11 protein-coding genes are annotated in these 12203 nt (G+C 67.6%); 2 read left to right on the top strand and 9 right to left on the bottom strand.

Going from position 1 to position 12203, the window contains the following annotated elements; all coding sequences use genetic code 11:
- Window positions 1-3: 3 nt before the first annotated feature.
- On the bottom strand, window positions 4-1686 hold the full coding sequence (locus tag EYZ64_RS04470; protein ID WP_135452174.1) for a SulP family inorganic anion transporter: 1683 nt from the start codon (window positions 1684-1686) through the stop codon (window positions 4-6).
- Window positions 1687-1748: 62 nt separating this feature from the next.
- Here EYZ64_RS04470 and EYZ64_RS04465 point away from each other — a divergent pair, with 62 nt between their 5' ends.
- Complete coding sequence (locus EYZ64_RS04465; RefSeq protein WP_135452172.1) at window positions 1749-3023, top strand: uracil-xanthine permease family protein; 1275 nt, start codon at window positions 1749-1751, stop codon at window positions 3021-3023.
- Here the strand turns inward: EYZ64_RS04465 and EYZ64_RS04460 are convergent.
- The 5 genes from EYZ64_RS04460 to EYZ64_RS04440 all read right to left on the bottom strand — a co-directional run bounded on the left by EYZ64_RS04460 (window position 3004) and on the right by EYZ64_RS04440 (window position 8610).
- Complete coding sequence (locus tag EYZ64_RS04460) at window positions 3004-4020, bottom strand: NAD(P)/FAD-dependent oxidoreductase (RefSeq protein ID WP_135452170.1); 1017 nt, start codon at window positions 4018-4020, stop codon at window positions 3004-3006. The two genes, EYZ64_RS04465 and EYZ64_RS04460, sit on opposite strands and share 20 nt — an antisense overlap.
- The gene (locus EYZ64_RS04455) at window positions 4017-4526 is read right to left on the bottom strand and encodes an isoprenylcysteine carboxyl methyltransferase family protein (RefSeq protein ID WP_135452168.1); all 510 of its coding nucleotides are present in this window, start codon (window positions 4524-4526) and stop codon (window positions 4017-4019) included. Before EYZ64_RS04455 ends, EYZ64_RS04460 begins: the two co-directional genes overlap by 4 nt.
- Complete coding sequence (locus EYZ64_RS04450; RefSeq protein WP_286174613.1) at window positions 4526-5593, bottom strand: type III polyketide synthase; 1068 nt, start codon at window positions 5591-5593, stop codon at window positions 4526-4528. Before EYZ64_RS04450 ends, EYZ64_RS04455 begins: the two co-directional genes overlap by 1 nt.
- A gap of 78 nt (window positions 5594-5671) precedes the next feature.
- Window positions 5672-7108, bottom strand: a complete 1437-nt coding sequence (locus EYZ64_RS04445; RefSeq protein WP_135452164.1) for a M28 family metallopeptidase — start codon at window positions 7106-7108, stop codon at window positions 5672-5674.
- Window positions 7105-8610, bottom strand: a complete 1506-nt coding sequence (locus EYZ64_RS04440; protein WP_210115460.1) for a M28 family metallopeptidase — start codon at window positions 8608-8610, stop codon at window positions 7105-7107. The genes EYZ64_RS04445 and EYZ64_RS04440 overlap by 4 nt, the downstream gene beginning before the upstream one ends.
- Before the next feature lie 335 nt (window positions 8611-8945).
- Here EYZ64_RS04440 and EYZ64_RS04435 point away from each other — a divergent pair, with 335 nt between their 5' ends.
- Window positions 8946-9647, top strand: coding sequence for a slipin family protein (locus EYZ64_RS04435; RefSeq protein ID WP_286174612.1), 702 nt, complete (start codon window positions 8946-8948; stop codon window positions 9645-9647).
- Window positions 9648-9654: 7 nt separating this feature from the next.
- Here EYZ64_RS04435 and EYZ64_RS04430 read toward each other — a convergent pair whose 3' ends face one another.
- Genes EYZ64_RS04430 through EYZ64_RS04420 form a run of 3 tightly spaced genes read right to left on the bottom strand, consistent with a single transcriptional unit; the run spans window position 9655 to window position 12116 of the window.
- Window positions 9655-10413 carry an ABC transporter permease gene (locus EYZ64_RS04430; protein ID WP_135452160.1) on the bottom strand — a complete coding sequence of 253 codons (759 nt, stop codon included), beginning with the start codon at window positions 10411-10413 and terminating at the stop codon, window positions 9655-9657.
- Window positions 10410-11321, bottom strand: a complete 912-nt coding sequence (locus EYZ64_RS04425) for an ABC transporter ATP-binding protein (protein WP_135452158.1) — start codon at window positions 11319-11321, stop codon at window positions 10410-10412. The genes EYZ64_RS04430 and EYZ64_RS04425 overlap by 4 nt, the downstream gene beginning before the upstream one ends.
- Before the next feature lie 24 nt (window positions 11322-11345).
- Window positions 11346-12116 (bottom strand): SGNH/GDSL hydrolase family protein, encoded by a 771-nt coding sequence (locus EYZ64_RS04420; RefSeq protein ID WP_135452156.1) that lies wholly within the window; start codon window positions 12114-12116, stop codon window positions 11346-11348.
- Window positions 12117-12203 lie beyond the last annotated feature (87 nt).

Raw genomic sequence — 12203 nt, 5'->3', positions numbered from 1 at the left:
ACCTCAGGCCGAACGGTTACGGAATGCTTCGACGGCGGTCGGCAGGGTCGGAAAGATCCGGTCGGTGCCGATCCGGTCGAGAAAGCCCGCGGCCACCAGATCGTCGCGCAGATCCGCCTTCACCCGGGCCATTGCGAACACGATGCCCCGGGCGGTCAGCTCCCGGCGCAACTGTTCCAGCGCGTCGACCGCGGTCAGGTCAGGATCGACGTTGGCCTCGGCGCTGTAGATGAACCATTCGACCTTGCCGGGGGCGTTCTCGAGCACGGCCAATGCACGCTCCCGGAAATCCTCGGCGTTGGCGAAGAACAGCGGGGCGTCGTAGCGGTAGACGACCAGCCCCGGAACCACCTGGGCGTCCGGATAGTCGTCAACGTCATGCATCCCGGCGACCCCGGGGACATAGCCGAGGACACTGTCGTGCGGGCGGGCGATCCGCCGCAGCGCGTCCATGAGCGACAGGGCGATCGCCACCAGCACTCCGTAGAGCACACCGAGGCCCAGCACCGCGACCGTGGTGGCCACCGCCAGGAACAGCTCGCTGCGCCGGAAGCGTGCCAGACGCCGGAACTCTGCCACGTCGATCAGCCGTAGGGCCGCGTAGACGACGAGTGCACCCAGCGCGGCCATCGGGAAGTGCTCCAGCAGGTCACGGCCGGCCAGCATGACCAACAGAACCGTCGCCAGCATCACCAACGAGTACAGCTGCGTGCGGCTGCCCACGGTGTCGCCCAGTGCGGTACGACTTCCGCTGGAACTGACCGGAAAGCCTTGCGTGACACCGGTCGTCAGGTTGCACACACCCAATGCCCGCAGTTCCGCGTTGGCGTCGATGGTCTCTCCCTTGCGCACCGCGAAGGTGCGGGCAGTCAGGGCGTTGTCGGAGAACGCGACAACCGCAATGCCGACCGCCGGGATCACCAGAGCCACCAGCTCCGTCATCGCGACCGGTGGAAGGGCGGGTTTCGGCAGCCCGGCGGGGATGCCGCCGACCACCCGAATCCCCTTGTCATCCAAGGAGAACAGCCACACCACAGCGGTCGCCGCCAGCACCGCGACCAGCGGGCCGGGGAACCGCGGCGAGATCCGGTACAGCACCAGCAGCAGTACCAGAACCGTGGCCGACAGCACGACCGTTGGTACGTGCACCGATTCGAGGCCGCTGACGAAAGAGCGGATCTGATCGACGAACTCGTCGCCGGTGACCTCGATGCCGCTGATCTTGCCGAGTTGGCCGCTGATCATGATGACGGCCACCCCGGTCATGTAGCCGACCAGGACCGGGCGCGACAGCAGGTCGGCCAGGAACCCGAGCCGACACAGACCGGCCACCAAGCAGATCGCTCCCACCAGCAGTGCCAGCACCGCCGACATCGCGGCGTAGCGCGCCGGGTCGCCGATGACCAGTGGAGCCAGCGCCGTGGCCGTCATCAGGGCCGTGGTGGATTCCGGCCCGACCGACAGTTGGCGTGAAGAACCCAGTAGCGCGTAGACCGCCATCGGGACCAGCGCGGCCCACAACCCCGCGACCGGCGGCAGGCCGGCCACGGTCGCATAGGCCATCACCTGCGGCACCAGGTACGCCGCGACCGTCACCCCGGCCAGCACGTCGCCGCGCAGCCAGGACCGCCGGTAGCCGGTGAACTGTTCCAGTCCGGGGACCCAACGCGCCACGTTCGGTTTCATCACGATTGATTGTTGCCGCAGTCCGCGTGCGCGGCAGCCGATCATGGTGTGTAGTCACATGCGTGATTCCGCTGAGTTGGAAGTACGTCGAGACCCGCAACGATGACGACTTCGTCGTCAACCCCGGGGAACGGCTCAATTGGTCGAGCACCATCGGTATCGGGGCCCAGCATGTGGTGGCCATGTTCGGCGCCACGTTCCTGGTCCCGGTGCTCACCGGTTTTCCGCCCGCGACCACGCTGTTGTTCTCCGGGATCGGCACCGTCCTGTTCTTGATCATCACCGGCAACCGGTTGCCGAGTTACCTGGGGTCGAGTTTCTCCGTGATCGCCCCGGTGACCGCGGCGGTGGCATCGCACGGAACCGGAAGTGCACTCGGCGGTTTGATCGCCGTCGGGGTGTTGTTGATCCTCATCGGCGCGGTGGTGCACCTCGTCGGTACCCACTGGATCGACGTCGCACTGCCGCCGGTGGTGACCGGGGCGATCGTCGCGCTGATCGGCTTCAACCTCGCTCCGGCCGCCAAGTCCAACTTCGAGAAGGGCCCCTTGGTCGGAATCGTGACGTTGGTGTTGCTGGTCGCCACGCTGGCCTTCTTCAAGGGCTTGATCGGCAGGCTGGCGATCTTCGGCGCGGTGCTGATCGGGTATCTGCTGGCGCTGGCCCTGGGCGACGTGGACACCGCGGCGATCGCGGCGGCACCGTGGCTGGGGCTGCCCGAGTTCCACACCCCGAGTTTCAACCTCGCGGTTCTGCCGCTGTTCCTACCCGCGGTGATCGCATTGGTCGCCGAGAACATCGGGCACGTCAAGTCGGTGGGGCAGATGACCGGGACCGACCTCGATCCGATGATCGGCCGCGCACTGGCCGCCGACGGTGTGGCCACCGTGCTGGCGGGTGCCGGTGGCGGCTCGGCCACCACCACCTACGCCGAGAACATCGGGGTGATGGCCGCCACCCGGGTCTACTCGACCGCGGCCTACTGGGTAGCCGCCGCAGTGGCGATCACATTGTCGTTGTGTCCCAAGGTCGGAGCGGCGATCTCAGCGATCCCTCCTGGCGTGCTCGGCGGGGCGACCATCGTGCTCTACGGCCTGGTCGGCATCCTGGGCGTGCGGATCTGGCTGACCAATCACGTGGACTTCTCCAAGCCGGTCAACCAGATGACCGCCGCCATTCCGCTGATCATCGGGATCGCGGACTTCACCTGGCAGCTCGGTTCTCTGACGTTCACCGGGATCGCGCTCGGCTCCATCGCCGCGCTACTGGTCTTTCACGGCATGAGGTTGTTGGAATACCTGGGGAACCTGGCACAACCTACTCGCCAAGCGCGTTGACCACACGGGTGAACACCGAGGGCAGCGCCGCCGACGCCGGGGTGATGCAGGCCCGCACCGGACCAAAACCGCTGCCGTGCAACAGGGCTGCGGTGAGCAACCGGTAGCGGCGGGTCAGCGCACGCCATTGCCGGTCATAGTCACCGGGCCGGTCCGCGCGTACACACCCCACGAGGAGTTCGGCCGCACCGAAGGCCAGGCCCATCCCCTCGCCGGTGAGCGCGTCGACGTAGCCTGCCGCATCGCCGACCAACAGCACCCGGCCCGCGCTCCGGTTACGGACCTTCTGCCGCAACGGTCCCGCGGCCCGGTCGTGGCCGTGCTCAAGTCCGTGAATCCGCTCGGCCAGCAACGGGAATGCCGCCAGGTGCTCGTCGAAGCCGCCGCGCGCCGAGGTCAGGATCGCCACCCCGACACAGTTCTCCCCGACCGGCGTCACGTACGCCTCGGCATCAGGGCCCCAGTACACCTCGACACAGTCCGACCACGGCGCGATCAGGATGTGGCGCCGAATTCCCCAGCGGCGTCGCCTGCCCTCACCGCCGCTCAATCCGAGCGCGCGGCGGATCGGTGAATGCAGGCCATCGGCGGCCGCAAGGTAGCGGGCCCGAAAACCGGCCGCGCTCACCGACGTCGAGTCCTGGGTCACCGGGCCCACCTCACCCTGGACCACCCGGACCCCGGCTTCGGACGCGGCCTCAGACAGTGCGGCATGCAGAACCGTACGACGCACTCCGCGGCCGGCGCCGTCGCGGAACCTGGCCTCAGCGGTGCGGTGGCCGTCCAGATAGCGGATGCCCCGAAAGGGTCGGCCCTCGGGTTGAGCGCCCAGGCGTTGCAACTGCCGGACCGAGTGCGGCATCAGGCCCTCACCGCAGGCCTTGTCGATCGGGCCCTGGCGGCGTTCCACCACCACGGCCTCCAACCCGGCACGCGCTGCGTGCACCGCGGTGGCCAGCCCGGCCGGGCCGCCACCTGCGACGAGCAAATCGATCACGTCAAACCTTGCAGTGCTTCGTTTTCCACGCGGATCCGGGCTCGCAGTAGCGCGGCGTTGGCCACCGTGAACACCAGGGCGGTGATCCACGCGCCGCCGGCCAACGGCAGTGCGGCCCCCTCGGTGACCACGGCCACGTAGTTCGGGTGCGGCAGCACGCGGTACGGACCGTCGACGACGCGCGTTGCGCCCGGCACCACCACGACCCTGGTGTTCCACTGCCTACCCAGCGTGGTGATGCACCACCACCGCAGCGCCTGGGCGGCGAGTACCACCACCACCATGATGCGGCCGAGCACGGGTGCCGCCCGGCGGCGACGTGCCTCCACCACCGCACCCACCAGCAGCGCGCTGTGCAGCGCCACCATCACCGGATAGTGGCCGGCCCCGAATTCCTTGCCGCCCTGGGCAATGCTCCACTTCAGGTTGCGTTTGGACACCACCAGTTCGAGGACCCGCTCGACGGCGACGAGGGTGATCAGCGCGGTGTATCTCTTGGCTGTCATCAGCGCCAACGCAGCAGGACGAGCTCCGAGCAGAACCCCGGCCCCATCGCCATCATCACCCCGGGTGTGTCCGATTCCGGCCGTTTACAGATGGTTTCACGTAGCACGTGCAGCACCGAGGATGACGACAGGTTGCCGACGTCGGCGAGCGACTGCCAGGTGAGATCCAGTGCGTCCTCAGGCAATCCGAGGGTTTCGATGATCGCCTCGATCACCTTCGGCCCACCGGGATGGCTCACCCAGGCGGATACGTCGTCGACGGATAGACCGTGATCGCCGAGGAACCCGGTGACGTCGTCACCGAGGTAGCGCCCCACGAAGCCCGGGACTTCAGCGCTCAGTACGATCTCGAAGCCATCGGAGCCGATGTCCCAGCCCATGGCGTGCAACGAGTCTGGGTACAGATGACTGCGGGAGTCCAGCACATCGGGTCCGGTCGGGTTGAGCCTATGGGCGCGTTGTTCACCGACCGCGACCACCGCGGCGGCTCCGTCGCCGAACAGTGCACCGGCCACCAGCGTCGGCATCGAGGGATTGTGTTTGCGGGTCAGCGAACACAATTCAACCGACACCAGGACCGCCACCTTGTCGGGCGCGCCACGCAGGTAGTCGTTGAGCCGCGCGATACCGGCGGCACCGGCCACACACCCCAATCCGAAGATCGGGATGCGGCGTACGTCGGGCCGCAGTCCCAGCCGTCCGGCGATGCGCGCGTCCAGGGACGGGACGGCGGCGCCGGTGACAGTCGTGGTGACGATCAGGTCGACGTCCTGCGGGCGCAGGCCGGCCTCATCCAGTGCCCCGGACAGCGCGGCGCAGCCCAGCTCGGTCGCATGCTCGATGAACAGGCTGTTGCTCTCACCGAAATCATCGAGATTCGCATATTTCTCGAGCGGCAGGACCAGATACCTGCTGTTCACTTTCGCGCTCTTGTGCAGGGCCCGCACCACGTCCTCGACCTCGGCGTATCCCGGCAGGTCCAGCAGGGCGCTGGTGACCTCGTCCTGGGTATACCGATATGGAGGCAGGACGGCATGGACGCCGGCAATCGTGCTGCGGCTGGGCATTCTCGCGACGTTAATTCCCATACCCGTATCACGGGGGCCTACGGTCGCCGGTTCAACGCTCCCTCGACCAATCCGGGTTCAGCCGCGGTGACGCTTGTCACGTGCCGGCACACCATTGGGGCCCTCGATCGACCGGGCGTACGTGCCGACGGTGAACGCGATCGCCGATCCCATGATCCCGAGCGCGCGGGCATCGACGTTGTCGATCGTGTCGCGGGCCGTGTGATTGTTGGGATCGAACGCCACCCCTGCCCGTCCGCCCCACAGCCTGGCCTGCACCTCGGTCTTGCGTTGCGACGCCCCGGTGGTCGTGCCGCCGATGGGCACACCGGCCTGCAGGAACGGGTGATAGTCGGTGTTGGCGCTGATCGGCATGTCCGCGGGCCGCGCCCCGGCCAGGTTGAGGTAACCGGCCATGGTCCTTTCGATACCGGCCGATCCTTCGGGGATCGGCTTGGGATCGGTGGCCTGGCCGGACTGGTCGCCGTCATAGGTGAAGAACCCGGCGTTGGGCGAGCCGACCATGTCGAAGTTCAGATACAGCGCGAGGTCGTCGAGCTGGTCCAGCGGGAGGTTCCGCACATACTGCGTCGACCCGTCCAACCCCATTTCCTCGGCGCCCCAGAACGCGAACCGCACCGCATTGCCCGCGTTCGGCGAACTGCCCAGCTGCAGCGCGGTTTCCAGAACGGCCGCCACCCCAGAGCCGTTGTCGTTGATGCCCGGACCGCCGCCGACGCTGTCGAGGTGCGCACCCACCAGCACCACATCGGACCCCGACCCGGTCTTGGTCTGCGCGGTCACATTGCGGGATTTGACCATCTCGGCCTTGCCGTCGAGGGTCAGGCGCACCGGCGCGCTCGTGCGTCGCAGCGCCGCGTCCGCGTTCTCGTCGATGACGCCGACCGGGACGGTGAGTTGTCGGTAATAGCCGGTGGTGAACAACCCGCCGGGAGGGGGCTGGTGCCCGCTGTTGACCACCAGCAGGCCCACCGCGCCCTTGGCCAGCGCGGTGTTCTGTTTTGCCACAACCGAACACCCGGTGTCGTCGACGACCGCGATGGCACCGGTGATGTCGACCGACCCGTAGTCGGTGGCCGCACATCCGGACGGCTTGCCCGGGCGCAGCGTCGGAGCATTCAGCCCGCCGGGTGCCGTCGTCACCAGCATCGACGCCTGGTCCACCCGGTACACGGTCCCGGACACGCTCAGCGCGGGGTTACCCCCACGCATCGTGCCCATCCGCTCGAACTCCGGCGTCTGTACATCAAAGCCTTTGTCCCGCAGAACTTCTGCTACATAGTCGACACTGGCGTCGTACCCGGGGCTGCCGACCGCCCGGTTTCCGTCATGACTGTCGGCGATCTCCTGGAGCTTGCGCAGGTGGGTGAACATGGCGTCGACCGTGATCTTGCCCGCCAGTTCCTGCGGCTCGACGGCCTTCGGCGATGACTGCGTCGAGCATCCCGCCAGTGCGGCACCGAGCAATATGACAGCGAGTCGACGTCCCGTCACTGCGCGGTGATCTGGTGCCGGGTACGGTCCGAACGAACCGGTAAACCGTTGCGGCCCCGCTGATCTTGGGCATACAACCCCACAGCGAATGCGACTCCCTCACCATGTATCTGCAATGCGTCCCGGTTCACGTGGTCAAGGGTATCGGTGTTCTTGTGATAGTTCGGGTCGAACGGTTGATCCACCTCGCCGGTCCACAATTTGGCCTCTTCGGCGTTCATCTTGTCCTCGGCACCGGAGAACAATCCGCCGGAGGGAATGCCCGCCATGGTGAACCCGTCATAGTCGGACCGACCGTCAAAACTGGTGTCGCGCGGCGTCTTTCCGGCATTTTGCAGATAGGACGCCAGGGTGCGCTCGATTCCCGCCGAACCCTCGGGGACCCGGGGGCGGCCCTGCTCCTCCAGAGGTGCGGACTGGTCGCCGTCGTAGGTGAAGTAGCCCGCGTTGGGCGAGCCGAGCATGTCGAAGTTCAGGTACATGGCAATGTCCTTGAGGGCTTCGGTGTCCAGGGATTCGACATAGTTGGTCGAACCGAGCAGACCTTCTTCCTCGGCTCCCCAGAACCCGAACCGCACCGCGTTGGCCACCTGTGGCGAATCGCCCAACTGCAGAGCGGTTTCCAGCACGGCGGCCACGCCGGAACCGTTGTCGTTGATGCCGGGGCCTTCGGGAACGCTGTCGAGATGGGCGCCGACCATGACCACGTCGGAGGTCGATCCGGTCTTGGTCTGGGCGATGATGTTGCGCGTGTGCTCGGTGCGCACGCCGGCGACGAGCTTGATCGTGGTGGGTCCGGGCGCGTTGCGCAGCCGGGTGCCCTCATCCTTGGTCACGCTGACCACCGGGATCTTCACGTCGGTGTCGCGACCCAGCGTGCCGCCCATCTTCTCGTCGTTGTTGGTGTTGACGACGATCATCGCGACCGCGCCACGCTCGGCGGCTGCGGCCTGCTTGTCCGCGAAGGGGCATGAGCCGCGATCGACCAGCACCACCGCACCGGCAACCGGGAGCCCGTCGTAGTCGGCGGCCTCACACCCCGGGGTGTCCTCCACCTTGGCCGGTACCAGCGGCGCGGACACCCCCGCTTGGTCGGTACCGATGGTGAACTCCAGCGGCTTGGCGCTGACGGCCTGGCCGCCGACGGTGACCTGGGGGTCCTCGGCGAACGGGAGTTTCACCTCGAACTCCGGGGTTTCCACGTCAAACCCCTTATCGCGCAGCGCGTTGGCCACGTAGTCGACACTCGCGTCGTACCCCGAGCTGCCCAGCGCCCGATTGCCCTTGTTGGCGTTGGCAATGTCCTGCAGCTTGCTCAGATGCCCCATCATGGCGTCGGCCGAGACCCGCTCACGCAACTGGTCGGCGAACTGCACCGCCGCCGGTGACGACTCCTGGGACTGCCGCCCGTCGGTCTGCAGTTCGGTCTTTGCATCACAGCCGGCCAGCCCCACGGTCAGCGCCAGCGCGCCCAGAACCGCCCCCGTCGAAGTACGTCGCATTGCACCCACGGTAGCGGCTCCCCCGAACTGCCTGGCGGATAAATCGGTTGCCTGGTGATTTGCTGTGCTGGCATGGTGTTCCCCGGCGCCGGCAGGGAGGCAGGCCGAGCGGGGTACCGCAACGTTTCTGCGTGTTGCCGCGGCGTCATGGCACAGGTAAAGGGCCTGAGGTTCGAATCCTCTCCTACAACCCCGATACCGTCGCCGGGATCACGCAGTCGACGGCCTTGCGGCCCGCATCCGCCGGTATGGGGATGTGACGCCCCGCCACCGATTGCGTCCGGCGGCGGTATCCCTTTGCCGCACAGACACATACACCGGAAGGAGGACACGACATGGGTATCTTCATGTTCAACCGAATCACTGTTTCCGCAGGCCAGTGCGCACTGGAGTACCGGGACGGCACGCTGGGTCGTGTCCTGCCCCCGGGCCGCCACCGCATTGATGTGGCGGCCTCGGTGGTGCGTGTCGAGATGCGTGAGCAGGTGCTGACGCTGGCCCCGCAGGAGGTGCTGACCTCGGATGCGGTGACGCTGCGTATCACCGTCGCACTGCAGTTCAAGGTCAGCGACGCCGTGGCCTACGTGGAGGCGGCGGCCGATCCGATGGCTGCGGTGTACCTGGCCGCGCAGATCGCACTGCGCGATCTCGTCGCGGCGGTGACCGCCGACGAGGTGATGCAGCGCGGCAACCGCATCGATGCCGGGGCGATCGCGGCGGCGGCCCGTGCTGCCGGTGCCCGTACCGGGGTCGAGGTGATCGACGCCTTCGTCAAGGACGTGATCATCCCGGCTGAGATCCGCGCCGCGGCCATGCAGCTGGTGACGGCCAAGGCCACCGGCGCGGCGAAGCTGGAAGCCGCCCGTGCCGAGACCGCGGCGCTGCGTGCGCTGGCCAACGCCGGCAAGCTGCTCGACGCCCACCCGGCGCTGGCTCAGCTGCAGCTGATCCAGCGGGTGCCGTACGGGTCGAAGGTGGTGCTGGCCCTGGGCAGTAACGATGCGATCTCAACGGATGTGGCGTCTGACCCGGAGTAATTCCGGGTCAGGCGTCACGCCTGTTCAGCACCACCGCGGCAGCAATGAATGCCACCGCCACCCACACCAGGAAATAGAACAGCGAGCCCAGCTCGCTCCACGACGTGTAATAGGTCGGGAACAACCACTCGACCTCAAGGAACCGGAACATGTTGGCGAACGGCAGCCACGGTCCGACCTTGGGGCCGGAGTTGGGCATGTTCCCCAGCAGCGGCTCGGCCACCAGCGGCCACAGCAGCAGGACCGCCACCGCACCGGCTGAAAATCGCACCAGCGCGCCGACGGCCACCCCGAGCACCGCGGCCAGCGCGGCGTACAACGCGAACCCGCCGGCCACCCGCCAGGTCGCCGGATTGGCCACCGACAGTTGGGTACCGACCACCGGGTCGGCGGCCATCCGGGCCACCAGCACCGATGCCAGCACCATGATCACCGCACACACCGAGGAGAACGCCGCGCACACCACCGCTTTGGCGGTCAGCACCTGTGTCCGGTTGGGCGTGGCCAGCAAGGTGGTGCGGATCAGCCCGCTGCGGTATTCGCCGGTCATCGTCATCGAGGACAACACCATCAGCACGGGAACCCCGAACACCGCGACACCGAGCGCGGCCTTGGACGGGGGCAGCCCGGTGTAGTGGTTCACCGTCATGCCCTGTATCGCTGCCAGGCCGAGGCTGAGCACCGCCACCCCGACCGTGGACCACAGCGGGGAGCGGGTGGTGGACAGTTTGATGCGCTCGGCGTCGAACGCGGCCAGCGCGCTCACGCCTGAGCCGCCCGGTAGTCGACCGCGTCATCGGTGAGTTTCAGATATGCCTCCTCCAGCGAGGCCTGCCGCTGGCTCAGCTCGTGCAGGGTGATGGTGTTGCGCGCGGCGAGGTCACCGATCACCTCGATGGCCGCGCCGTGCACCGCCAGCGCATCGCCGTCGGCGGCGGCCTCCACCTCGAACCCCGCGTCGGTGAGGACCTCGCGCAGTGTCTCCAGTTGTGGTGTGCGCACCCGCACGGTGTCGGCGGATGTCCCGCTGACGAATTCGCTCACCGTGGTCGAGGCGATCAACTTGCCCTGACCGATCACCACCAATCGATCGGCGGTGTTGGCCATTTCGGCCAGCAAGTGACTGGACACGAACACCGTGCGGCCCTCGGCGGCCAGACTGCGCATCAGGGTGCGCACCCAGTGGATGCCCTCGGGGTCCAGGCCGTTGACCGGTTCGTCGAACAGCAGCACCGGCGGATCACCCAGCAGCGCGGCGGCGATCCCCAACCGCTGGCTCATGCCCAGCGACAGCGTCCCGGCGTTGCGGTCCTCCACCGACGTCAGCCCGACCATCTCGAGCACCTCGTCCACCCGGGCCGGCGCAATCCGGTTGGCTGCCGCGATCCAGCGCAGGTGGTTGCGGGCTGAGCGGTTCGGATGGGCCTGACGGGCGTCGAGCAGGGCGCCGACCGTGCGCAGCGGATCCCGCAGTTCCCGGTACTTCTTGCCGTCGATGGTCGCGGACCCGGCGTTGGGATGGTCCAGTCCGAGGATCAGCCGCATCGTGGTGGTCTTGCCCGCACCGTTGGGCCCGAGGAATCCGGTCACCACGCCTGGTTCGACGGTGAACGTCAGATCGTCGACGGCGCGGTGGGTCCCGTAGAGCTTCGTCAGCCCGGCCAGTTCGATCATGGCTCCCATGGTGTCAGCGCCACCTCACGTGTCGGGGCCTGCCTGCGCCACCACCATATCGGCGACCGCCCGCATACCGGCGGCGTTCGGGTGCAGCGGGGCGGGCCGGCCCGGCCATGGCAAACCGGGCCGCGTGGTCCATGGCTGGGCCGACCAGGCATGGTGCGGCAGGCTGGCCTGCGCGGCGCGAACCCAACCGCAGCCAGTTTCAGCCGCAGCCTTTCCGGTGAGTCGTTCCAGCGTGGCCGCGACGTGTCGTCCGAGTTCCACGTCGGCCTCCGACAGCGGCGTGGCCGCGACGCCCTGCGGCGGTAGCAGCGTCAGATAGTCCACGAACAGCACCCGGGCCGCAGGAGCGCGTTGCCGGATCTCACGCCCCACCGTCACCAGCGAGTCGGCCACCTGCGTCAACGCCGTCTCACGCGCGCCGGGATCCAGCAGGCCGCGAAGGAACGACCCCACCAGCGGCAGGGACCGGGTGAACCGCGGCAGCGCAGCCGCCATCAACTGGGGCACATAGCCGGCGTCATTGCCGCCGATCGTGACCGTGACCAGAACCTCAGACCCGTCGAGCGCGCCGATCTGCGGCGCCGCACCGTTCTGAGGCTCATGCAGTATGTGCGCGGTGGTGGCCCCCGAGTAGGTCACGTCCACCAGGTCGAGCCCGAGTCGGGCCGCCGCCAGATGCGGGTAGTTGCGTGCCGAGCGACCCGCCTGCCACGGGGCACCCGGAGCGGACGGTTTGATGCCCGGCCCGGCAGCCATCGAACTGCCCAGGGCGACATAGCGCTTCATAACACCGCTCCCCCGCATCGAGCCTGCGCCCAGATCGCGATTTTGTTCATTTTCACGATCTCAACGCAGACTCGGCGCACTCACTGC

This window comes from Mycobacterium sp. DL99, from assembly GCF_004762045.1.
Taxonomy (GTDB): Bacteria; Actinomycetota; Actinomycetes; order Mycobacteriales; family Mycobacteriaceae; genus Mycobacterium.
This window is presented reverse-complemented; position numbering and strand designations above follow the sequence as displayed.